This window comes from Pseudomonas sp. NBRC 111139 (assembly GCF_001753955.1).
In the GTDB taxonomy this organism is placed as follows: Bacteria; Pseudomonadota; Gammaproteobacteria; order Pseudomonadales; family Pseudomonadaceae; genus Aquipseudomonas; species Aquipseudomonas alloputida.
Genome location: NZ_BCBP01000025.1, coordinates 90,444 through 113,307 on the forward strand (window position 1 = coordinate 90,444; position 22,864 = coordinate 113,307).

The following is a 22,864-nucleotide window of genomic DNA, read 5'->3' on the forward strand; positions in this document are numbered from 1 at the left end:
CACTTCAGGCAACTGCTGAAGGCGCATGGCAGGCGGGTAGCAACACCCGCTTGTCATCCTAAAGGTCCGCATCGAACACGATCGTCACCACGGCCTGATACTCGGTACCAGGCAACATATCCTGATCCGGGGCGTGGCCGCGAGGGTACACATGAAAATGCAACTGCCCTTGGCTACCGGTCACACCTTCAGGCGGGACTTCCAGGCTGATTGCGTTCCCAGCTCCGCCAAAGGCCATTGCCTGCCGGTAGAGCGAGCGACCGTTGTAGGTAACACCTGGCAAGGTCATTGCCATCGACAGCGGTATGCCATGGCCTTTGGCCGACCGTAGATTGCACGTGCTTCCCAACCCGGTGCTGCACAGGGCCCAAACTTTGAATGGCCCGCTGGCAGTCAGGCTGAACGCCACGTCCTTTTCCAGTCTGTCTGCATTGCCCTGCCCTCGGCTGCCTTGTCCACGGGCCTGAGGCGGTTCCAGCGCCACCTGCTCGGAACCCGGCTCGAAACGCACCTCAAGGTCATGCACCACCTCAAGTGTAACGTTGATCGCGACTGAATCTGCGCTGAGCCCGGAGACCGTTCGGCTCGAGCCAAGGCCTACATCCCTGTCAGGGCCTACCGAATAGACCACCCGCCCGCGGTATACGCCCGACTTCAAGCTCGCCGGCAAAGGCGTCTTCAGCCGATAACCCAGCGTAAGGTGGCTGACATGGTACGTGCCTGCATTCGCTGCGTTGAGGTCGGCCCAACACCCACTGCTGGCCACCGACCACAGAAACAATCGATGCGCCGCGCTCGCCAACGCAACCTGGCAACCACTCGAGTCCAGGCCCGAGCGCGCCGCAAGCGTGGGCGCCCCATCGTCCGAACTCACTGTGCCGCCCAGGTGGGTAATGGCAAAGTCCATGCTGACCTGCTCACCGGTCTGATCACGGACCATCAGCAGCGGCGTCGGCTGAACAGGTGCCGAGAGGTAGAAACCGTCGGCGCCTTCGCCATCGACTGTTTTGGAATATTCAACATTCACATCCAGCAAGCTCTGCAGTGGATCAGCACAAAGCTGCGGCAGCTGGGTGCAAACAGGGGACGACTGCGGTGTCAGGTTTTCGAACTGCCTGGTGTCGCCGCGATAACGCAGTTCAAGCGTGATCTCGGCAGCCTGCGCCCACGATGCGCCAAAGCCGCCGACCAGCAGCGCCAGCATTGCACATTTACCAGCCATGCCTGGACCTCTCACCCTGCTTTCAAATCGATGGCTTTGCGCGCATCGCCTTCCACCAGCTCGAAGCGGTATTCGACACCGGTTTTTTCGATGAACTCGCGCGTGCGCCCAGGGCGAATATGGTGCTTGGCCGGGTGATCACAGTCGTCGTCGCCCCGCACACAGGTCTGGACATTGTCGAGCAGCACCGTGGCATTGCCCTCGTTGCGCACGGTCCACTTTCCGCCCGCTCGCTCGATCGAGGTCTGATACTGCGTGGCAGTAGGCTTGGCGATCAGGATGGTGCCGTAGCCGGCCAGAAACTGCACACCGGCATTGAGTTCATTGCGGTAAGCCTCAAGCTCCGCATCGTCCAGTGCAAAGCTGTCATCCTGTTCCGGCAGTACTGGCACGAAACGCAGCCGGTAGTAACGCTCTTGAGCCCGCTCACCGCGATACAGCAACCGGACTGCCTGCATGCCACGAGCCGGGATGATCATCCGCGCAGGGCTGGCAACAACGCTGCGCTGGTCGAAGGGCAACTCATCGACGTCTACTTCACGCGGCTCGCCTTCGCCGTCGTACACCAGCTCCAGCACGCTGACCTTGACGAACGCGGTACTGTCCCCACGGTTGTAGATGCGTTTGGCATAGGTGCCCTTGCCCGGCTCGAGGTAGTCATACAAGGCCCCGACATCCAGCTGTGGCCCGGCCTTGGCAAACCCTGGCAGCAGCAGCACGGCGAACAACAAGCGTGATAAGTAAAATGTGAACCTTTGCATCTTCAACCTCTGTTTGCACAACATCCAATCCTGGCCCGGGATCAGGCCCTCTAAAGCGACAGGCTGAAAGCCGGTTCAGCCCATACGCGGTACACAGCGCTGATCACCTACGATCAGCAAGTCATCGTCGCGGTCAAAGTTGTCCGGCGGTAATGTCAGAAGGCAGCTGCCTGCCGTGCCATGGCGAATTTCCAGGGTGGGCCGTGCCTCACTCATTTCGACGCTGAAATAGCCATCCACCTCGACCACCGTGCGGCCGGCGTCATTGATCACATGTGCGCCTTGCAGCGGCTGGCCATGGCCGTCGAGCAGCCGGCCAAACACAGTGACCGTTCGCATGACTTTCACCGCGTGATAGCCCACCCCACCGCGGTTGAGGTGATAGTCGACAGCAAGGGGCTGGATCTGCGCTGGCGGCATGTCCTTCGCGTCGAAGTCGAAGCGCACATGACCAGACTTGAACGCCGTCACCGGCACGATATTGCGCCCGGGGTGGAGCATTGCACTCATGCCCTGGCCATCGTTGGCACGTAGCTTCACACCTTGCAGGTCGCTTTCGACATCGATGATCAGGCCGGCATCGAGCGGTAGGTTTTGGCCCCCCATGGCCAGCTTCCCGGCGCCCAGCGCCAAGGTGCTTTCCAGGTTGAGGCCACCGCTGAGGTTATCGTTGAACGATGAAGTCTGGGCATAGGCATCGCCCTGCAATGCCTGGCTGTGAAAGCGCCCATTGGCGGCAAGGCTGGTGCCATAGCCGTCGAGCGTTGCGCTGCCCCCCAGGCTATGCACTGGGCCCAGGTCGACGTCCTGCCTGTACCACAGCGAAGCGTACGGGTCGTTCCCCCCCTCACGCGAGGCGCGGCTACCGACATCGACCCCAAGCTGCTTGCCGTCGCGCTCAAGCTTCATGCTGACAGCGACGTTAACGCCGCGGCTGCGAACACCGGCGCTGCTGCGCGTGCCGGGCCTGTCGAACAGTGACAGGCGAACACTGCTCTGATGCCCCCGCAGTTTTCCGTAGAACGCCCAGCTGAGGTCGGCTCCCAGCCCGCTGGCCGAGCCCGCACTGTGTTCCAGGCGCAGTGTCGCCGAACTGCGCGAGGTTACCCGCTGGTTGATCGAAAAGGCGGTGCGGCTGCGCACCTGCCGCTGTGAACGATCGTCGCGCTCCTGACCGCTGGGCTCGAGCCAGGTCTGGTTGTGGCTTAGCAACAATGAGCCCGAGGGATGGGTATAGGTCAACTGCAGATCACCCCCATTGCCCAGACCTTGGGTTTGATTAAGGCTGGCGTACAGCTTGAACCGCTCATGGACATCCCAGTCCAGCGAGGTACCCAATTGCAGATCAGCGCCGACCTGTTGCATCGACAATCCCAGCACCGCAGCCGGGTGCAGCAGATAATTGGTAAGGGCCCCGAGCGCCAGGCCCTGTTCGCGATGGCTATCCCAGTTACTCAGCAACTCGAGCTGCTGGCCCAAGTACACGTTGTAGCGCCAGCGGCTATCGATGTTCTGCCATCGGCTGGGCTTGTAGATGGACGCTTCGCTACGCGAGGTCTCCAGGCCGTCTTCAAGCAAGCGCAGCTCGACATCGTAGATGCCGCCGGGCAACACCCGCGTGTCGAGTGCCTGTAAACCAGGCTGTACCGGCTGACTGTTGATCAGTGAACCATTGCGATAGATTTCGACGATACCCGGGCGGTTCGGCGTGACGTAGACAGGGATGGCGCTGGCTTGGCCATTGTCGACCAGCAGGCTGTCACTGCTGCCCAGCATCAAACCAAGCGTGCTGTCAGGGCGACGCCCCAGGAGCGTTGGCTGGCGCACCAGGCCTTCTGCGCCAGTAGAGAAGTAGCCCAGCCGAAAGAATTGCTCTTCGTGCATGCGCTCTGCGTAAAGCTGGTTCATGCGGTAACGCACATCGCCTTGCTCAGCTGGGCTACGATCCGCGCGCGCCTCGGCCAGCGTGGTCCAGTTATGCAGATTGCCCTGGCCGAGCAGGCCGATTCTGCCCGTGGTCTGATTACCATCATTCACCAGATTCAGTTGATTACGCAGCAGCAACCCAGTGCTGCCCTGCTCTGGGAGACGGTGATAGCGCGCGTCCTGCTCCAGTTTCTCGGCATCGGAGGTGAGCAGCGACAGCTGCGAATTGGCCAGGCTGTAATGGATAGCCTGCAACCCGTCCGGGCAGTTTTGCAGGCAGTCGCCCAGCATGCGCCCGCCCTCCAGCCGTTGAAGCCATAACTGGCGCAATGTGGCGGGCTCTGTGCTCTGCTCGGTGTCGGTAAATGCCAGCATTTGCACACGGTTATCACGGCTCAGCACGACCATGGCATCACCCAGGTAGCGCTGATCCAGCTCAACTCGCACCGCAAGTGGCACCTCGAAGAAGTGCGCCTCGAAGTCTTCAGGCAAACGCCCGAACGTGTTCAGGCCGTTAGCATCGGGCTCGCGTTCAGCCAACACTTCGACAGGGAAGAGGCAAGCAGCACCCAGCAACCAGGCAGCGAGTGCACGGCCGGGTGCAGCAAACTGGAACATGATTCAATCCACATCAACACCTGCCCACCGCTGGACAACATCCGACAGGGTGGAGGCAGGCGGCACTGCATCGATCAAAGGCTGGTGGAGGACGTCTCAAACAACACTTTCACGACCCCGTTATAATCACCCTTCACGAAACCGCCCTCAGGCTTTACAGCCTCAAAGGCAATAGGAAGTTCTTTACCGCCTTTGGCATCTTCGGCGTCCATGACTTCCTGAGGCGCGAGCGACAACGGCTTATCCCCTACCGTAATGACCAGCGCAATCTTCTGGTCAACGTTACTCTGCTCTTGCAACTCTGCGGCTTGCAGCAACTTCGCCTGAATGGCACCGACATCACTCTGGGCCATAAAATTTTCAGTCACTTTTGTGAATTGCTCGGCCTGCGGCTGATACTCAAGCGTCACGCCATCTCGAACCCAATCACCGACAGGTTCCACGGAAAAGTCATTGCCGGGAATGACTGCCGTTACAGAAATGTCATGGCTGATCGGCTCAGGAGCGGCGGCGACAGCGGCACCGGCAAACATCGCAAAGAATGGAATAGCCAATACAGAGGATTTCATATCAAATTTCCTTCAACGGTTGCACATTATCAATAGCAGGCGCGCGGGAGCGACCGCATAAAACGACTATCAGGGCGCACCCGTTTCAAACATCAGAGTGGCGTGGGTGGTGTAGGTACCGGGCATGCGAACCGTGGATCCCTCTCCCATGGGGTAGAACCTGAATTCAATGGTTTTCCCCTGAGCGGCGTCAGCAGCACTGACGATTTCGACCGGCGCCGTGCCCATGACAACGCGATTCAGCGAGATATAGTAACGGCGCTGAAATTCCGCACCGCCTACCCGTGTAAACCGGTAATAGGGACTGTCCGTTTTCGCATAGATCGGCCCATAGGTACTTTTTACAAACACATCTTTTTTAATTTGCTTGAAGACGAGCCGGCTCGGGTCATATTCCGCCCGAAGTTCGTCGTCCCACCAATTACCCACCGAAGTCACTTGAAATTCAGGTGTCGAAACGACAGCCTGAACGCTGACGTCCTGAGGTATTTCCTTCGCCCCTACGGCCCCCGCCGTCAGCAGCAGGGCGCAGGCGGTAAAACAACGTAACTTCATTGAGCAGTCCCCGAATATGCCGGCATTTATCGATGCCCGTATGACAGGCGGGCACTTTACGAATGGGGCATCAATGCGTATGTAGGTGTTTTCTGAGTGACTGCGAAAAATGAAAACGCCCCGACAGTCGGGGCGTTTTGAAATGCTGCGGCTTAACGCATCAGCTGGTTTGGTCTTGTCGGAAGCAGGCCTGTACCCCCCTGCCCCCGGTCAGTGCGTCTACAGAACATTCATCGCGAAGGAGCCTTTGCGCGCATTTTTACCGCCATATCGGCCATCTCGTCATACAGCCGCTCAGGCGCCTGGCGTTTCAGCTGCCAGGCCTGGCGCCCGGCCTCATGGGGCAAAATCAGGAACTCGCCCGCGGCGACCTGCTGGTGGATGTATCCGGCAATCTCGGCGGCGCTGATGGGCGAACCCTCCAGCAGCTTGCCCACCTGCGCCTTCATCGCCGGGTTCGGCCCACGGAAGGAGTCCAGCAGGTTGGTCTGAAAGAACGACGGGCACACCACGTGCACCGACACCTCCTGCTGGCGTAACTCCACCAGCAGGCTTTCCGAAAGCGCCAGCACGCCAGCCTTGGCGACGTTGTAGTTGCTCATGCCAGGGCCCTGCATCAGTGCGGCCATCGAAGCCACGTTGATGATCCGGCCCTTGCTGCGCTCCAGCAGCGGCAAAAAGGCCTTGCAGCCCTTGACCACGCCCATCAGGTTGACCGCGATCTGCCAGTCCCAGTCTTCCAGGGACAGTTCGGCGAAAAAACCGCCAGACGCGACGCCGGCGTTGTTGACGATCACGTCGATGCCGCCGAACTGCTCGGTGCATGCCTGGGCCAGGGCGGTGAGCTGGCTGTAATCGCGCACATCGCAGCGCTGGATGAAGCCATCGCCGCCGGCGGCCCGGGCCAGTTCCAGGGTTTCGCGCAGGCCGTTTTCGTTGACATCGGCCAGCGCCAGGCGCCAGCCCTCGCGCGCCCAGCGCAGGGCGATCTCGCGACCGAGGCCGGACCCGGCGCCGGTGATCATGATGCGGTTATGCATGGTGGCTGGCCTTGTTCTGGCAGGTAGTACAGCGAGTCTAATCAAGGGCAAGGGGGCTGGGAGGATTCATCAGGGTAGTGAATGGGCAGACATGACTGTGTGGTCAGTACCGCCCTGGCGGCGGGGAGCATGCTCCCCGAGGTAGCTGGCAAGCCAGCGGTCCAGGCGCAGCATGGTCTCCTCCAGCGCTCTGGCTGCCTGGCGCACCTGTGACGTATCCGCCGGCCGTTGCGTACACTGCGCTTCAAGCCGTTCACATGACGCCACCAACGCTTGTGCCCGCACAATGCGTGCGCCGCCTTTCACCCTGTGCGCCACTTCAACGAGCGCCGAGGGGTTGTCGCTCGAGTATCTGAGCTGTGCCAGATCCGCCAGGTTACTGCTGGCCAGATCGGCCAGCAGGGCCACCAACACAGCCTGGTCATCGCAAACCAGCTTACGCAAATGGGCCAGATCAACGGCAGGCAGTTGCTCGCCTGGCTCACGGCTGACGTACTGGAAAGCTTGCAACGTTTGCATGAGGGTATCCAGGTTCAGCGGCTTGAACAGGCAGTGGTCCATACCCGCAAGCCTCGCGCGACGGCGCTCCTCTTGCAGGGCACTGGCGGTCAGCCCCACCACCCGACAGCGAGGCCTGGCCCGGCGCCGTTCGTGTTCGCGGATTGCCCGGGCCAAAGCAAAACCGCCAAGCCTGGGCATGTTGCAATCGCTGATGACGACGTCGAACGTTTGCTGCAACCAGAGGCGCAAGGCCTGATCACCATCTTCGGCAACTTGCACCTGGTGACCGAGAAACGCCAACTGGTGCGCGAGCAGCAAGCGGTTGGCCGGGTAGTCATCGACCACCAGCACGCGCAGGGCAGCCAGCCTGGGAGGGTCGCCCTGCGGCGTTGCCGGCTTGGCCAGCACTGGCCGGGCTGCCAGCGCCAGGTCCAGGCGGATTTCAATCCGCGTACCTTGGCCCAGCACGCTGTGCAAGCGTAATTGCCCGCCAAGCATTTCACACAAGCTGCGGCTGATCCCCAGCCCCAGCCCGGCACTGCTGCGTGGCGACTGGCGCTGATTGCTGGCCTGGCGAAAAGGTTGCCCGAGGCTTTCCAGCTCGGCCTGGGCAATGCCTATGCCGGTGTCTGCGACTTCGAGCAATACACTTGCCCGCCCGGCTGCAGCCTGCATATTCAGGCTGACTAGGACCTTGCCCTGCGCGGTGAACTTGATTGCATTGCTGACCAGGTTGGCCAGCACCTGCTTGAAACGCACCGGGTCAAGCATCACCCAGTTTTCCACCGCCCCCTTGCACACCATGTCCAGGGCCAGCCCCTTGCCGCGTGCCTGTTGCTCGAACAGCTGAACCACCCGGGCGACTTGCTCGCGCAAGCTCACCGGCACCAGTGCCAGCTGCAACTGGCCGGTTTCGATGCGTGTGATGTCGAGTACATCGCCGATCAACTCCTGCAGCCCGATAGCAGCATCCGCCGCCACTTCGATGGCCAAATGGTCCAGTTCGCCCTGCCCTGCCTTGCGTCGGGCAAGCTCCAACATGCCCAGCACGGCATGCAGCGGCGTGCGGATTTCATGGCTCATGGCCGCGAGAAACTGCGTCTTGGCCTGGTTGGCCGCCTCGGCCTCGCGCTTTGCACGATGCAGTTGCACCTGCATCCGCCGCAGGTAACGAACCCACAGCAGGGACAGCAACAGCAGGCTGCATGCCAAGGCGAAGCCCGCCAGCATGCGCCCGCCATAACGGCGCCATAACCCGTCGCCAACGATCATCGGGTTACGCCAGCGTCGCAGCATGGTCTCCATTTCTGCCGGGGGCAGCGCGAGCAAGGCTTTGTCGAGAATACCCAGCAGCTCTTCGTCGGCATGGCTACTGGCAAAGGCGAAGTGCATCGGTGGCAGCGCCAGGCTGGCAGCGATCCGCAGCCTGCCGGGAAAGTGACGTGCAACCAGCGAGCACGCCTGGTCCAGTGGCAGCACGGCGGCGCCTGCCTTGCCTTGCTCCAGCGCCTGCAGAGCAGCCAATGGATGAGGCACGAGCCGCTGACGGATCCCCGGGTAAGACTTGGCCAGCGTCTGCGCCTGGGCGCTGCCACGCACCAGCGCCAGCGGCCGCCTGCCGAGCTGCGCCAGGCTGCTGAGGGCCACGGTCTCGTTGCGCGTTACCAGGACCAGCGGCAAGCTCAGAAAACTGCGGCTGAAACGCAGTTGCCTGGCGTGTGCCGGGCTGTACACCAGCCCGGCAATCAGATTGGCCTGGCCCTGGCGCACTTGCTCGATCATGTGTTGTATGTCTGTGCCCCCCTGCACCTCGAAGTGCAAGCCGGTGAGGCGGCTGATGCGTTGCAGCACGTCCATGCTCAAGCCGCGCACCTGGCCATGCTCATCGCGGTAGCTCAACGGTAGCTGGTGCTCACCGAGCAACACCTTGACCACGGGGTTTTCCGCTATCCAGCGCTGCTGGGCTTCGCTGAGTTCAACCAGGCCGGGTTTGACGGGGCTGGCAGGCTGTGGGCTCCAGTGCCCGCGAAGGCGGGCATGTTGCTGTTCGGTCAGGCCTTGCAGCACGGCATCGACCAACCTGGGTAATGGGCCGTGGTCCCCGAGCATGGCAAAGCCCAGGGGCTGGGCTGCAAAATCGGGCTGGTCGACCCATTCAAGGCCTGGCAGTTGCCCTCGGGCCAACAGATAGCGGCTGCTCAGGGCATTGCCTAGAAACAACTCAGCTTCACCGAACTGCAACGCCGCCAAGGCGCTGTAGGGGGTGGGGTGCAGCTGGATCCGTGCGTTGGGATAGTTGTGCTGAAGCAGGGCCAACGGTCGATACCCCTCGACCGCCAGCAGCCGAGGGCTTGCGCTGTTGCCACTGACGAACCGCTCACTGGCCAGCAGCAATGGCTGGTCAACGATGTAGGGGCTGGACAGGCGCAGCTTGGCGTCCTGCGCCTGCTGTGCTGTTACCGAGCTGACCAGGTCGACAGTACCCTTGCGCAAGGACGCAAAAGCCGCGTCGTAGGTCTCGAACAGGCTCAGGCGTACTTCCAGGCCCAGCTTCTCGGCCAGCACACTGGCGTACTCGGCGCTGATGCCTTCATAGGCCTGGCCGGTGCCGAGCATGTCGAAGGGCGGGTTGTCGCGGCCGACTACCCCTAGGTTCAAATGGCGCTTCTCCCACAGCCAGCGCAGGTCGGCGGGGGCCAGCGCCAGCGCAGGCCCCGTTTCCACGCCCCGGGTGTAGAGCTGCGGTGCGGCCAAAACGGGTAGCGGGTTCAGGCAATACAGCAGCCACAGCAGCAGGACGCGGATTGGCACGGGTAGCGACTAGATAAGCGCATTGCGACGGGCGAAGTCCGCCAGGTCGATCAACGAGTTGACCCGCAGTTTTTCCATGAGCCGGGTTTTGTAGGTGCTGATGGTCTTGTTGCTCAGCAGCATGGCTTCGCCGATCGCCTTGTTGCTCAGCCCGCGGGCGAGCTGCTGCAGGATCATCAGCTCACGGTCGGTCAGTGAGGCGATGCATTGCGCGTCCGTGAACTTCAGGTCCTGCTTGTGCACCGAACTCAGCGCCACTTCAGGGAAGTACGTATAACCCGACAATGTTGCGCGCACCGCCTTGCCAAGCTCGTCCAGCTCATCGGTCTTGGCCACGAAGCCCATTGCACCGGCCTGCATGCAGCGTAGCGAATAGGCCTCGGGCAATTGCGACGTCAGCACCAGAACCTTGGGCGGCTGCGTCATGGCCTTGATGCGGGCGATTACCTCAAGGCCATCGAGCCCGGGCATGGCGATATCGAGGATGACCAGGTCCGGGCCCAACTCACGCGCCAGCCGCACCGCGTCAATACCATTGTCTGCCTGGCCGACGACATCGAGCCGTTCCTTGCGCAGCAGCATGCACACGGTGGCTCGGATGAACGGATGGTCGTCAACCACCACGACTTTGTACATAGGTTAACCTCGCGCATCATGGCGGTGGGCTAAAGCTCAGCGTCGAAAACGACGGTGACCTGGCCGGCATAGGTGGCGCCAGGGTGTCGAAGCATGGCCTGCACGTCGTTGCGCTCCACCTGGAAACGCAACTGGCCAGGGCGATTGAGCGTGGGCATCGCCGATTCGAACGCCAACGCAGCCGCCTGCCCGCTAGGCAACGCCAGTTGCTGAACCGGCCGGCCCTGGTGCTCGATACCTCCGGGCAAGGTAATGGCCACGGTCACAGGCACCTCGTGGCTGGCGTCGTTACGGATACCGCACGTACCTGCGGTGTAGTGCTGGCACAACTTGTAGGCTTTGAATGGGCCGGTGGACCATAGCCGGAACGGCAGGTCTCGGTAGATGAGCCCAGGGGCCTGGCCGCCGCCCAGCCAGGCCTGCCAACCATCCTTGGGCTCAAGCACGGCGCGCTCCGAGCCAGGCGGGAACTCAAAGATGAAAGCGTGCTGCACATCCAGTTCGAAGTTGATCACCAACGTATCGCCGCTCAGGCCGGTAACATTGTTGCCGAAATCAAAGTCGCCCCCAGGGCCTATGGTGTAAGTGAGGCTGCCACGGTACATACCGGCGCGCAGGCGATACGGCGGGGGGATGTCCAGCTCGAAGGAAATGCCCGTGTCCAATACCGTCGTGGTATCTACCTGATCATCCGGCACCCATGAGTAGCTGATCACGCAAGGGGTCGGGCTTTGCGGGTTGACCAACGAGGTGTGGTATCTGAAGCGGCTTTGGTTGCCGACAGAGTTCTTACCACGACAACCGCCGGAGAAGCTGCCGTTAAGCGGGTTGTAAGGGCTACCCAACACAGCTTCCTGGCTGATGGAGCGCACCTCGAAGGTCATCTGCCTGGGCTCACCCGTCTGTTGATGGCGTACCTCCACCTCACGACGCCCCGGCAGTTTCACGAAATATCGATCGCGCAGGTCGGGGGCAAGGTTGATGCTTGTCTTCTGGTAGCTAATTGGCAGGCTTACGGTGCCGGTACTGGCGCACAGGGCAGACCAAACCCTGCAAAATTCAGCAGGCGGCGTGGTGTTCTCGAAGCGCCCCGACCCACCGCCACGGTATTGCGCCGAAAGCGTCACCTCCAGTGCGCTGGCCAAGGGGGCGAATGCCAGCAAACCTGCGACCAGCCCGACGCGTAAGTGACGGATGCGGGCCAAGCGCCCTGTGCTACGACTCATCCTTCCACCACCATGCGCTTGCGCGCTTCGCCTTCATGCAACTCAAACTGATGAACCTTTGCCGCCTGCCCTTCGAATTGCCGTGTCCGCCCCGGCAACACATGATGTTTGGTGGCAGTCTCGCAGGCTACGCCAGCCGCCTGGCACTGCCGGAACTGATCCAGCACGACAGTGGCATTGCCCTGGTTGCTGACCGTAAGGCCACCGCCCTTGCGCTGCACAGACGTCTGAAACCGGGTTTCGCCAGGCCGAACGAACAGCAACGTGCCGTAGCCGGCCAGCAAGTTGACCCCAACCTTCAGGCTATTGCGGTACCGCTCAGCCTCGCCCTCGTCCACGGCAAACCCATCACCCAGCTCGGGCAGGACCGGGACGAAGCGCAAGCGGAAATAGCGTTCTGTATCGCGCTGCCCGCGGTACACCAGGCGCACCGCCTGCATGCCCTGCGCCGGCACGATCAGCCGCGCCGGGCTGGCCACCAGGCCGCGCTGCTCCAACGGCATGCCCTCGGTGTCGACCTCGCGGGCATTGCCATCGGTGTCGTACACCAGCTCAGCGACACTGACCTTGACGAACGCCGTGGTATCACCGCCGTTGCGCACCCGCTTGAGCAAGGTGCTTTTGCCGGAATCCAGGTAATCGTACAACGCGCCGACATTAAGCTCGGGCGCCCCAATGGCTGCCAGCGGGGTAACCAGACAGGCCAGGGCAAGCAGACGATGGATATTCACGTTTGAAGGTTCCTTGGATAAGTACAGCGATTGGCATACCGTAAAGCGGGAACAATCGCAGGATGTGTAGGAGCCGTCTGAAACGACGGTAGGGCCGCTCTGTTACCGACCCTGAGCTAGCTCTCAACACGCTCCCCCCCGCTATCAGCGGCCTTGGCCAGGCTTGCGGGCGTGCAACGCTGGTCGCCGGCCAACAGCACATCGTCTTCACGTACCAGCTGCGTAAGATTCAGCGTCAACAGGCATACGACCTGCCCTTGCTGACGCACCTCCAGGCTGGGTGTGGACTCGCTCATTTCCACGGCGAAGAACCCATCAGCCTCACTGACACTGCGACTGGCGTGGTTGATCACCTGCGCGCCCCGCAGCGGGCGACCCTGGCTGTCGAGCAGGCGGCCGATGACGGTCAGCGTGCGCAATACCCGAAGCTGGCGGTAGCCAATGCCGCCACGGTTCAGGTGGTAGTCCACACTGGAAGGCTGAATCACCGCTGCGGTGGCTTGCGCGCCTTCAAGGTCGAATTGCACATGGCCGGCCTTGTAGGCGGCCACCGGGACCAGGTTGCGCCCAGGCCGCAGATTGGCAGTACCGCCATGGCGGTCGTCAGCGCGTAGTTTCAAGCCTTGGATATCGGTTTCGACATCGACGATCAGCCCAGCCTGGTGAGGCAGGTACTGGCCGCTCACGGCCGCCTTGCCAGCCCCGACAGCCAGCATGCTTTCCAGGTTGAGGCCGCCGCTGAACTCACCGTTGTAGGAAGACCGCTGGAAATACGCATCACCGTGCAGCTGCTGGCTCTCGAACTGCGTGTCGCCACCCAGGCCGGCGCCATAGCGGTCGGCGCTGGCGGTCAGGCCAACGCTGCGCAGCGGGCCCAGGTCGACGTCCTGCTGATAGGCCACTGCGGCATTGAGGTCGCGCCCGCCATCGCGCGCTGTGCGGCTGCCGACGCTGGCCGACAGGCGCCGGCCACTCGTGCCGCCCAAGCTCATGCTCAGGCTCAAGTTGACGCCGCGGCTGCGGGCCTCACCAGTACCCGCGTTGCCCGGTCGGTCGAACAGCGACAGGCGCCAGTTGGCCTGCGACCCCAGTAGCTGGCCGAAGTACGACCAGCCCAAATCCACCCCCGTACCGGCGCTGGCCCCACTGCTGTGCGACACACGCACGCTGGCGGTATTGCGCGGGTCGAGGCGATGGTTGTAAGACACCGACGTCTGGGTTTGCCGCGCCTGCCAGTGGCTCGGCTGACGGTCATCACGCAGTGATTCGGGGCGGGTCAGCCAGGTGCTGCTCTGGCTGGCCACCAATGAGCTGTTTTCACCGGCGTGAATTAATTGCAGGTCGTAGCCGTTGCCGTAGCCCTGGGCCCGGAACAGGTTGCCGTACAGTTTGAAGCGGTCGAGCACATCCCAGTCCAGCGACGTGCCGTATTGCAGGGTTTGGTCGATGCGCTGTGCCGAAACGCCGACGATAGCCCGCGGGTGCACCAGGTAATTGGCCAGCACGCCTGCCGCCAGGCTGTCATCTGCGTCGCGCTGCCAGTTGCTCAACAGGCTGCTCTGCCGCCCCAGGTACAGGTTGTAGCGCCAGGGGGCATCGGTGCTGCGCCAGTTGCTGGGTTTGTAAATGAATGCCTGGCTGCGCGAGGTCACCTGGCCGTCCTCGACCAGGCGGATTTCCACTTCATAGATGCCCCCGGGTAACACTTTGCTGTCCAGCGTCTGCAGGCCGGGCTGCACCGGTTGGCTATTGATCAGTACGCCGTTGCGGTAGATTTCCGCCACGGCGGGGCGGTTGGGCGTGACATAGATGGGCGTCGCGCTGGGCGCACCATTGTCGATGGCCAGGCTGTCGCTGCTGCCGAACATCAGGCCCAGGGTGGTATCGGGGCTGGCCCCCATCAGCCGTGGCTGGCGGGTCAGGCCTTGGGCACTGGGGGTGAAATAGCCCAGGCGATAAAAGTGGTCCTGCGCCAGTCGCTCACCGTACAACTGGTCAACCCGGTAGCGCGTGCCCTGTTGACTGTCGCTGCCACGGTCGAGCTGGCCATCGGCCAGGGTCGTCCAGTTACCCAGGCTGCCCTGCCCTTGCAATGCATAGCGGCCGCTGGTGACTCGGCCATCATTGACCAGGTTGAGTTGGTTACGCACCAGCAGGCCGTAGCTGCCCTGTTCGGGAAGCCGGTGATAACGCTCGCCGGCCGTTGACGCTTCGGCCTGGTCGGTAAGCAGTGACAACTGCGAATTGGCCAAGCTGTAGTGCACTGCGCGCAGGCCATCTGGGCAGTTTGCCTGGCAGTCACCCAGCGGGCGCCCCTCGACCAGGCGTTCGCGCCAGCGCCGCCTCAGGCTTTCTGGTTCACGGCTGTCGACGGTTTCGGTGAATTCCAGCAGTTGCACGCGCTGATCCCGGCTGAGCACGACCATGGCATCACCCAGATAGCGGCCATCCAAGTCTACCCTCACGGCCAACGGCACTTCATAAAAGTGCGCTTCAAACTCACTGGGCAGACCTTCGATGCCACCCAGCGCTGCGGTCGCAGCGTGGCCCGTCACTGGCACTGCGGCCAGGCAGGCTGCCAACGGCAAGCTCAGGTACAGCGCGGAAAGGGGAAATTGTAGGGTCATGGGCGTCGCTTGCGGGCAATACCTGCCCGCCCCGCGGCAAGCGCCGAGGGCAGGAACAGGCAACAACGAATGAACGATGGGGGGGGTGAATCAAGGCGTGCCAGTTTCGAAGATCATGCTCACCAGGCCTTGGTAGTTGCCTGGCTCATAACCCGCGGCTGGGGCAGGCTGGGCTGCAATTTCGAAGCCGACGATCGCCCCCGGTGCGGCTTGGGTGGCGCTGACCACTTCGACTGGGGTGGTCTGCAACACGGTGTCGCCAACCTTCACATCCAAGCCAATGTTGTGGGAACCGCTGGCAATGACTGCGGGCGAGACCAGGTAGGCGTTGATAGCGCCAACGGTGCTCTTGACCTGCAGCTCCTTGCGGACAGGGTCGAGCTTGGCCTGATTGGGGTTCCAACCCAGCTCTTGCGGGTCGTTCATCCAGTTGCCGCCCACCGGCTCGACGAAGAACGCATCGGTCGGCACCTGGGCAGTGACCTGCACTTGCTTTTCGATCGGGTCCAAGGCGTGGGCGGCACCGGCAAACAGCATGGCCAGAGGGAGGGCAAGCAGCATACGTTTCACGATCAAATCTCCTTGAGGGAATCACTGGCTGAGGGGCGACTGCCCGATCAGTAGTGGCGATTATTCGTGAACGCTGGCGATTGGAAGTTAGGACCGTTCCGAGCGGATTTAGGAAATTTCCCAAGGGATGCAGTTTGCCAGTATTGCCTGGAGCAACCCCTGAATGCACAACGCCCCGGCTAGCGGGGCGTTGTGCATTTCAGCGCGTTATGGCTACAGCTTCAGTGGGAAACCGCCCCGCTGGCACCCAGGCCAGTCTGCGAACGCACGAACTGCGGGAAGAACAGCGCGCGCTCATCCTCAGCCGCCTTGGACTTGTCGGTGACCGAGAAGAACCAGATGCTGACGAAGGCAATGGCCATCGAGAACAGCGCCGGGTACTCGTACGGGTAGATGGCCTTCTCGTGGCCGAGAATCTGTACCCAGATGGTCGGGCCAAGGATCATCAGCGTCACCGCACTCACCAGGCCCAGCCAGCCGCCGATCATGGCGCCGCGGGTGGTCAGCTTCTTCCAGTACATCGAAAGCAGCAGCACCGGGAAGTTGCAGCTGGCCGCAATGGAGAACGCCAGGCCGACCATGAAGGCGATGTTCTGCTTCTCGAACAGAATCCCCAGGCCGATCGCCAGCACACCCAGGGCGACAGTGGTGATCTTCGATACGCGGATCTCGTCCTTGTCGTTAGCTTTGCCCTTGCGCCAGACGCTGGCGTACAGGTCGTGGGACACCGCCGAGGCACCGGCCAGGGTCAGGCCAGCCACCACCGCCAGGATGGTGGCAAAGGCCACCGCCGAGATGAAGCCGAGGAACACACTGCCACCCACCGCATTGGCCAGGTGCACCGCAGCCATGTTGTTGCCACCCAGCAGAGCGCCTGCGGCGTCCTTGAATTCCGGGTTGGTGCTGACCAGCAGGATCGCGCCAAAGCCAATGATGAAGGTGAGGATGTAGAAGTAGCCGATGAAGCCGGTGGCGTACAGCACGCTCTTGCGCGCTTCCTTGGCGTCACTGACGGTGAAGAAGCGCATCAGGATGTGCGGCAGGCCGGCAGTACCGAACATCAGTGCCAGGCCCAGGGAGAATGCCGAGATCGGGTCCTTGACCAGGCCGCCGGGGCTCATGATCGCCTCGCCCTTGGCGTGTACCTTGATCGCTTCGGAGAACAGCGTGTTGAAGTCAAAGCCCACGTGCTTCATGACCATCAGCGCCATGAAACTGGCACCGGACAGCAGCAGCACAGCCTTGATGATCTGTACCCAGGTGGTGGCCAGCATGCCGCCGAACAGCACGTACAGGCACATCAGGATACCCACCAGGATCACCGCCACATGGTAGTCCAGGCCGAACAGCAGCTCGATCAGCTTGCCGGCGCCGACCATCTGCGCGATCAGGTAGAACGCCACCACCACCAGCGAACCGGAGGCCGACAGGGTGCGGATTTCCTTTTGCCCGAGGCGGTACGAGGCCACGTCGGCGAAGGTGTACTTGCCCAGGTTGCGCAAGCGTTCGGCAATCAGGAAAAGAATGATCGGCCAGCCAACCAGGAAGCCGATCGAGTAGATCAGGCCGTCGTAACCCGAGGTGAACACCAGCGCGGAAATACCCAGGAACGAGGCGGCCGACATGTAGTCGCCAGCAATCGCCAGGCCGTTCTGGAAGCCGGTGATCTTGCCACCGGCAGCGTAGTAGTCCGATGCCGACTTGTTGCGTTTGGAGGCCCAGTAGGTGATGCCGAGGGTGAAGGCGACGAAGGCCACGAACATGGCGATGGCGGAAACGTTCAGCGGTTGTTTCTGCACCTCGCCGGTCAGGGCATCGGCGGCCCACACGGCGGGTGCGAAGGCTCCGCAGGCCAGTACGGCCAGGGCTTTGACTTGGCGAATCATTGTTGCGCCTCCTTCAGGATTTCCTTGTTCAGCTCATCGAATTCGCCGTTGGCGCGGCGCACGTAGATGGCGGTCAGGACGAATGCCGAAACGATCAGACCGACGCCCAGGGGAATGCCCCAGGTAATCGATGACTCAGGGCTGAGCTTGGCGCCCAGCAAATGAGGACCGTAGGCGATCAGGAGGATGAAGGCGCAGTACAGGCCGAGCATGATCGCCGAGAGAATCCAGGCGAACCGTTCGCGTTTGGTGACCAGCTCCTTGAAACGGGGGCTGTTTTGTATCGAGAGGTAAATGCTGTCGTTCATTGTTTTTGTCCTAGCAGCACAGATACGGGATGGAACCCACACCCTTACTTTATGCTGCCGATGAACGCCAACCAGACGACCTTAGTCTTAGATGCAACGGTGTTTTACCGATTGCGTAACAAAGTGATGAGCCGTTCGCGGGTGTACCCGCTCCTGTAGGAGCGGGTACACCCGCGAAGAAACCCTATTGGCCCTGGAAGGTGATTACTTGCCAGTCCACTCCTTCACACGATCAGGGTGCTTGGCGACCCAGTCCTTGGCGGCCGCTTCAGGCTTGGCCCCTTCCTGAATCGCCAGCATCACCTCGCCAATCTCGTCCTTGGACTGCCAGTTGAACTTCTTCAGGAACTCCGCCACTTCCGGTGCCTTGGTGGCCAGTTCCTTGCTGCCGATGCTGTTCACGGTTTCTGCCGCGCCATATACGCCTTTCGGGTCTTCGAGGAACTTCAGCTTCCACTTGGCGAACATCCAGTGCGGAACCCAACCGGTCACCGCAATCGACTGCTGCTTGGCATAGGCACGGCCCAGTTCCGCCGTCATCGCCGCACCCGAGCTGGCCTGCAACTTGTAACTGGTCAGGCCATAGTCCTTGATCGCCTGGTCGGTCTTGAGCATCACGCCGGAGCCTGCGTCAATGCCGACAATCCTGTCCTTGAAGCTGTTATCGGTCTTGAGGTCGGCGATGCTCACTGCCTTGACGTACTCGGGGACGATCAGGCCGATCTTGGCGTCCTTGAAGTTCGGGCCGTAGTCGACCACGTTGTCCTTGTTCTTGGCCCAGTACTCACCATGGGTCACCGGCAACCAGGCCGACAACATGGCATCGAGCTTGCCAGTTGCCACACCCTGCCACATGATCCCCGTGGCCACGGCCTGCAACTTCACGTCATAGCCGAGTTTTTGCTTGATTACTTCGGCGGCCACGTTGGTGGTCGCCACGCTGTCGGCCCAACCATCCACGTAACCAATGCTTACTTCTTTGGCCATAGCCTGTGCAGCGCTCATGGCCATTACCAGGGCGGTGCCCACGCCCAGGAAACGTCGCATTTTCTTCAAAGTTGCCATCAAAGCATCCCCTCGTCAGGTCTTGGAGATTGCATCATCTTCCTGCAACACAAGTCGACCTGATCCAGCTGCGACCTGCACCCGCCCCATATGCGACAGCACTATGCCATTAGCGCCATCGGCCTACCTCGGCCTGCGCGATCCTTGCATGCCAAAGGTTTGGCGCCGGGCTACTATCTAACCTTTTGTGCCAGACGATGGACCGCCACATGCCCAGTTGTAGCCGCTTGTCATTGCCGTTGTACCTGCTTGCCTGCCTGCTGGCCCTGCTCGGGCTGGGGGGGCTCTGGTACGGGCTGGGCAAGCCTGTGCACCTGCCCGATGCGGCCAGCCCTGCGCACAAGCTGCAATGCGCTTCGTACACGCCGTTCGACAAAGACCAGTCGCCTTACGACCAGCCGTTTCGCCTGCGCCCAGCGCGGATGGACGCCGACCTGGCGTTACTGGCCGAGCGGTTCCAGTGCATCCGTACCTACTCCATGAGCGGTCTTGAGGCGATCCCCGCGCTGGCACGCAAGCATGGGCTGAAGGTGATGCTGGGCGCCTGGGTGAACGCCCACCCGGCCGACACCGAGAGGGAAATCAACCTGCTGATCGCTGCTGCCAACGCCAACCCGGACGTGGTCAGCGCGGTGATCGTCGGCAATGAGACACTGTTGCGCAAGGAGGTGACCGGTGCCCACCTGGCCAAATTGATCGCGCGGGTGAAGCGCCAGGTCAAGGTGCCGGTGACCTACGCCGATGTCTGGGAGTTCTGGCTGCAGCACCCGCAGGTGGCCCCGGCAGTGGATTTCCTCACCATCCATCTGCTGCCCTACTGGGAGGACGATCCGCGTGGCATCGACGATGCCTTGGCCCACGTTGCCGATGTGCGCCGGGTGTTCGGCACACGCTTTGCGCCCAAGGACATACTGATTGGCGAAACCGGCTGGCCCAGCGAAGGCCGCCAACGCGAAACGGCGGTGCCCAGCCGGGTCAATGAGGCGCGCTTCATCCGTGGCTTCGTGGCCATGGCCGAGCGCAATGGCTGGCACTACAACCTGATCGAAGCCTTCGATCAGCCCTGGAAACGCGCCAATGAGGGCGCAGTGGGTGGCTACTGGGGGCTGTACGACGCGGACCGGCAGGACAAGGGCGTGCTCGAAGGGCCCGTGAGCAACCTGCATGACTGGCCGCAGTGGTTGCTGGCCAGCACCGTGCTGATGGTGATCATGCTGGTGCTGGCCGGGCGCCCCGCTACACCGTTGGCCGCCTTCCTGCTGCCACTGCTGGCAGCGTTTGGCGCCGCTTGCCTGGGCCTGTGGGGTGAGTTGATGCGCACCCATGCGCGCTTTGCCGGGGAATGGTTGTGGGCACTGATGCTGGCCGGGCTGAACCTGCTGGTACTGGCCCACGCGCTGTTGGCGCTGGCGCGGCGGGCCGGCTGGCGTGAGCGCTTGTTCGCCTGGCTGCAGGTGCGAGCCGGCTGGCTGTTGCTGGCGGCGGGCTTCGCTGCGGCGGTGAGCATGCTGGCAATGGTGTTCGACCCGCGCTACCGCAGCTTCCCCAGCGCGGCGCTGGCGTTGCCGGCGCTGGTGTATGTGCTGTGGCCGGTGCGGGCGCGACGGGCGGAGGTGGCGTTGCTGGCGTTCATCGTCGGCGCCGGGGTGGCGCCGCAGTTGTTCGTCGAAGGGCTGGAGAACCAGCAGGCCTGGGGCTGGGCGGTGGTGAGTGTGCTGATGACAGCGGCGTTGTGGCGAAGCTTGCGGATGCGACAGGCTTGATACTGCATAGTCCTCGAGCCCGGCGCGAACCTTGTGTGAGTAAACTGTCTTGCTCAATTTCCAAAAGCTGGCGCAATCCCTGTGGGAGCGCCAGCTTTTGGAAATTGAGCAGGACAGTTGCTCCCACAAGTTACGCGCAGCTGCTTACATTGGGGGTTGCCTGACCAGGCGCAACCCCGCCAGTACCAGCGCAAACACCGCAATGCTGGCGGTGTACAGCACCAGCGCCGGCACCGCGAACACCAGTGCCAACACTGCCAGCCACCAGCCGGCACGCGCGGAAACGAACTGGGCCAGAAGCGCCAGGCCCAATCCGCCCCAGGCCATGACTTGATGGTGAATGCCCAACCCCAGCAGCGAACGCACCTCGCACTGCCAGTACGCCGTCGGCACTGCGCACAGCCCTACCCACTGGCCATCCTCCATCAGGCCGTAACGCACACCATAGCTGGCCGCGAGCCAAAGCCCCAGAAACAGCACCAGCAGCACCGTCGGCAGCGAACGAGACATCCTGTTCTCCAATAGCGGTAATCGAAAGCATCCATGATCGCTTATGCCCGTTTCTAAGGCAAAATCACACCCCGGCGGCTATGTTGCAGATAGCAAGTACGCCAAAGGCCACCGCAGCGGGCAACTTTGCCCGCCTGGCTGTGGTCCTAGCCTGCACACTGCTCGACCTTGCGTTCTTTTGGGGGATTACATGCTTCGATCTTTGCGCCTCGCTGCCCTGCTCGGCAGCTTGCTCATGGCTGTGGCCGCTTCAGCGCGGGACATCGACGCTGCCAGCTATGGCTACCCTCTTACCAACCCGTTCGAGGCCACCATCGCCACCACGCCGCCGGACAAGCGCCCTGAGCTGCCCAGCGACGATGACATCAATCAGTCCGACTACAGCCTGAACTTGCGCCCGGAACGTGAGTTCACGTTGCCCGACAACTTCTGGGCAGTGAAGAAGCTCAAGTACCGCCTGGCCCGCCAGGATCGCGAAGCGCCGCTGATCTTCATCATCGCCGGCACCGGTGCGCCCTACAGCAGCAGCATCAATGAATACCTGAAAAAGCTGTTCTACCAGGCCGGCTTCCACGTGGTGCAACTGTCATCGCCCACCAGCTATGACTTCATGAGTGCAGCCTCGCGCTTTGCTACCCCCGGCATCAGCCAGGAAGACGCCGAAGACATGTACCGGGTCATGCAGGCCGTGCGCGCCCAGCATCCACGCCTGCCAGTCAGTGATTTCTACCTCACCGGTTACAGCCTGGGTGCGCTCGACGCCGCCTTCGTCAGCCACCTGGACGAAACCCGCCGCAGCTTCAACTTCAAACGTGTGCTGCTGCTCAACCCACCGGTCAACCTCTACACCTCGATCAACAACCTCGACAAGCTGGTGCAAACCCAGGTCAAGGGCATCGACCGCAGCACCACGTTCTACGAGCTGATGCTGGAAAAACTCACCCGCTACTTCCAGGACAAGGGCTACATCGACCTGAACGACGCCCTGCTGTACGACTTCCAGCAGTCGCGCCAGCACCTGTCCAACGAGCAGATGGCCATGCTGATCGGCACTTCGTTCCGCTTCTCGGCAGCCGACATCGCCTTCACTTCCGACCTGATCAACCGCCGTGGCCTGATCATTCCGCCGAAGTTCCCGATCACCGAAGGCAGCAGCCTGACACCGTTCTTCAAGCGCGCCCTGCAGTGCGACTTCGACTGCTACATGACCGAGCAGGTGATTCCGATGTGGCGCGCCCGCACCGACGGCAACAGCATCCTGCAGTTGGTCAACCAGGTCAGCCTGTATGCCCTGGAAGACTACCTGCGCAGCAGTGACAAGATCGCTGTGATGCACAACGCCGACGACGTCATTCTCGGCCCGGGCGACATTGGCTTCCTGCGCAAGGTGTTCGGTGAACGGCTGACCCTCTACCCCCATGGCGGCCATTGCGGCAACCTCAACTACCGCGTCAACAGTGACGCCATGCTGGAGTTCTTCCGTGGTTAACAAACTCCTCTTCGCCACTGCCCTGCTTGCCGCTGGCCACACCCTGGCCG

18 protein-coding genes are annotated in these 22,864 nt (G+C 62.0%); 2 read left to right on the forward strand and 16 right to left on the reverse strand.

The genetic code is table 11. The features are described 5' to 3' along the window. Positions 1-58: 58 nt before the first annotated feature. The 15 genes from BJQ17_RS08945 to BJQ17_RS09015 all read right to left on the reverse strand — a co-directional run bounded on the left by BJQ17_RS08945 (position 59) and on the right by BJQ17_RS09015 (position 19,052). Positions 59-1,222, reverse strand: a complete 1,164-nt coding sequence (locus tag BJQ17_RS08945) for a hypothetical protein (RefSeq protein WP_070095917.1) — start codon at positions 1,220-1,222, stop codon at positions 59-61. An 11-nt stretch (positions 1,223-1,233) separates the two neighbouring features. Then, positions 1,234-2,007 (reverse strand): pilus assembly protein, encoded by a 774-nt coding sequence (locus BJQ17_RS08950; protein ID WP_050562065.1) that lies wholly within the window; start codon positions 2,005-2,007, stop codon positions 1,234-1,236. Between the two features lie 51 nt (positions 2,008-2,058). Further along, entirely contained in the window at positions 2,059-4,527 is a 2,469-nt protein-coding gene (locus BJQ17_RS08955) for a TcfC E-set like domain-containing protein (RefSeq protein ID WP_070095918.1), read from the reverse strand. A gap of 74 nt (positions 4,528-4,601) precedes the next feature. Beyond that, positions 4,602-5,096: a CS1 type fimbrial major subunit gene (locus BJQ17_RS08960; protein ID WP_070095919.1), complete on the reverse strand. Its 495-nt coding sequence runs from the start codon at positions 5,094-5,096 to the stop codon at positions 4,602-4,604. Between the two features lie 69 nt (positions 5,097-5,165). Next, the gene (locus BJQ17_RS08965) at positions 5,166-5,651 is read right to left on the reverse strand and encodes a hypothetical protein (RefSeq protein WP_003252611.1); all 486 of its coding nucleotides are present in this window, start codon (positions 5,649-5,651) and stop codon (positions 5,166-5,168) included. Between the two features lie 230 nt (positions 5,652-5,881). Next, positions 5,882-6,691, reverse strand: a complete 810-nt coding sequence (locus BJQ17_RS08970) for an SDR family oxidoreductase (protein WP_003252608.1) — start codon at positions 6,689-6,691, stop codon at positions 5,882-5,884. Between the two features lie 69 nt (positions 6,692-6,760). Continuing rightward, positions 6,761-10,003: a transporter substrate-binding domain-containing protein gene (locus BJQ17_RS08975; RefSeq protein ID WP_070095920.1), complete on the reverse strand. Its 3,243-nt coding sequence runs from the start codon at positions 10,001-10,003 to the stop codon at positions 6,761-6,763. Between the two features lie 9 nt (positions 10,004-10,012). Next, positions 10,013-10,639 (reverse strand): response regulator transcription factor, encoded by a 627-nt coding sequence (locus tag BJQ17_RS08980; protein ID WP_003252604.1) that lies wholly within the window; start codon positions 10,637-10,639, stop codon positions 10,013-10,015. A 29-nt stretch (positions 10,640-10,668) separates the two neighbouring features. After that, positions 10,669-11,865, reverse strand: a complete 1,197-nt coding sequence (locus tag BJQ17_RS08985) for a hypothetical protein (protein WP_003252602.1) — start codon at positions 11,863-11,865, stop codon at positions 10,669-10,671. Then, on the reverse strand, positions 11,862-12,596 hold the full coding sequence (locus tag BJQ17_RS08990) for a hypothetical protein (RefSeq protein ID WP_003252600.1): 735 nt from the start codon (positions 12,594-12,596) through the stop codon (positions 11,862-11,864). The genes BJQ17_RS08985 and BJQ17_RS08990 overlap by 4 nt, the downstream gene beginning before the upstream one ends. A 116-nt stretch (positions 12,597-12,712) precedes the next feature. Beyond that, entirely contained in the window at positions 12,713-15,223 is a 2,511-nt protein-coding gene (locus tag BJQ17_RS08995) for a CS1-pili formation C-terminal domain-containing protein (RefSeq protein WP_003252597.1), read from the reverse strand. 90 nt (positions 15,224-15,313) lie between these two features. Next, complete coding sequence (locus BJQ17_RS09000) at positions 15,314-15,793, reverse strand: CS1 type fimbrial major subunit (protein WP_033725791.1); 480 nt, start codon at positions 15,791-15,793, stop codon at positions 15,314-15,316. Between the two features lie 221 nt (positions 15,794-16,014). Continuing rightward, on the reverse strand, positions 16,015-17,679 hold the full coding sequence (locus tag BJQ17_RS09005) for a cation acetate symporter (protein WP_003252593.1): 1,665 nt from the start codon (positions 17,677-17,679) through the stop codon (positions 16,015-16,017). Further along, positions 17,676-17,987 carry a DUF485 domain-containing protein gene (locus BJQ17_RS09010; protein WP_003252591.1) on the reverse strand — a complete coding sequence of 104 codons (312 nt, stop codon included), beginning with the start codon at positions 17,985-17,987 and terminating at the stop codon, positions 17,676-17,678. Before BJQ17_RS09010 ends, BJQ17_RS09005 begins: the two co-directional genes overlap by 4 nt. A 204-nt stretch (positions 17,988-18,191) precedes the next feature. After that, a complete protein-coding gene (locus tag BJQ17_RS09015) occupies positions 18,192-19,052 on the reverse strand; it encodes a glycine betaine ABC transporter substrate-binding protein (protein ID WP_003252589.1) in 861 nt (286 codons plus the stop codon). 197 nt (positions 19,053-19,249) lie between these two features. Here BJQ17_RS09015 and BJQ17_RS09020 point away from each other — a divergent pair, with 197 nt between their 5' ends. After that, positions 19,250-20,815 (forward strand): hypothetical protein, encoded by a 1,566-nt coding sequence (locus BJQ17_RS09020; RefSeq protein WP_003252588.1) that lies wholly within the window; start codon positions 19,250-19,252, stop codon positions 20,813-20,815. A 144-nt stretch (positions 20,816-20,959) separates the two neighbouring features. On the opposite strand, the gene BJQ17_RS09025 is transcribed toward BJQ17_RS09020, so the two are convergent. Next, positions 20,960-21,325, reverse strand: a complete 366-nt coding sequence (locus BJQ17_RS09025; protein ID WP_003252585.1) for a hypothetical protein — start codon at positions 21,323-21,325, stop codon at positions 20,960-20,962. A gap of 190 nt (positions 21,326-21,515) precedes the next feature. Between BJQ17_RS09025 and BJQ17_RS09030 the strand changes: the two genes are divergently transcribed. After that, on the forward strand, positions 21,516-22,814 hold the full coding sequence (locus BJQ17_RS09030) for a serine protein kinase PrkA (protein ID WP_003252583.1): 1,299 nt from the start codon (positions 21,516-21,518) through the stop codon (positions 22,812-22,814). Positions 22,815-22,864: the final 50 nt, after the last annotated feature.

Excerpts from the sequence above, each read along its gene's own strand:
- BJQ17_RS08945 (WP_070095917.1), bottom strand. The coding sequence starts at position 1,222 with ATGGCTGGTAAATGTGCAATGCTGGCGCTGCTGGTCGGCGGCTTTGGC.
- BJQ17_RS08950 (WP_050562065.1), bottom strand. The coding sequence starts at position 2,007 with ATGTTGTGCAAACAGAGGTTGAAGATGCAAAGGTTCACATTTTACTTA.
- BJQ17_RS08955 (WP_070095918.1), bottom strand. The coding sequence starts at position 4,527 with ATGTTCCAGTTTGCTGCACCCGGCCGTGCACTCGCTGCCTGGTTGCTG.
- BJQ17_RS08960 (WP_070095919.1), bottom strand. The coding sequence starts at position 5,096 with ATGAAATCCTCTGTATTGGCTATTCCATTCTTTGCGATGTTTGCCGGT.
- BJQ17_RS08965 (WP_003252611.1), bottom strand. The coding sequence starts at position 5,651 with ATGAAGTTACGTTGTTTTACCGCCTGCGCCCTGCTGCTGACGGCGGGG.
- BJQ17_RS08970 (WP_003252608.1), bottom strand. The coding sequence starts at position 6,691 with ATGCATAACCGCATCATGATCACCGGCGCCGGGTCCGGCCTCGGTCGC.
- BJQ17_RS08980 (WP_003252604.1), bottom strand. The coding sequence starts at position 10,639 with ATGTACAAAGTCGTGGTGGTTGACGACCATCCGTTCATCCGAGCCACC.
- BJQ17_RS08985 (WP_003252602.1), bottom strand. The coding sequence starts at position 11,865 with ATGAGTCGTAGCACAGGGCGCTTGGCCCGCATCCGTCACTTACGCGTC.
- BJQ17_RS08995 (WP_003252597.1), bottom strand. The coding sequence starts at position 15,223 with ATGACCCTACAATTTCCCCTTTCCGCGCTGTACCTGAGCTTGCCGTTG.
- BJQ17_RS09005 (WP_003252593.1), bottom strand. The coding sequence starts at position 17,679 with ATGATTCGCCAAGTCAAAGCCCTGGCCGTACTGGCCTGCGGAGCCTTC.
- BJQ17_RS09010 (WP_003252591.1), bottom strand. The coding sequence starts at position 17,987 with ATGAACGACAGCATTTACCTCTCGATACAAAACAGCCCCCGTTTCAAG.
- BJQ17_RS09015 (WP_003252589.1), bottom strand. The coding sequence starts at position 19,052 with ATGGCAACTTTGAAGAAAATGCGACGTTTCCTGGGCGTGGGCACCGCC.
- BJQ17_RS09020 (WP_003252588.1), top strand. The coding sequence starts at position 19,250 with ATGGACCGCCACATGCCCAGTTGTAGCCGCTTGTCATTGCCGTTGTAC.
- BJQ17_RS09025 (WP_003252585.1), bottom strand. The coding sequence starts at position 21,325 with ATGTCTCGTTCGCTGCCGACGGTGCTGCTGGTGCTGTTTCTGGGGCTT.
- BJQ17_RS09030 (WP_003252583.1), top strand. The coding sequence starts at position 21,516 with ATGCTTCGATCTTTGCGCCTCGCTGCCCTGCTCGGCAGCTTGCTCATG.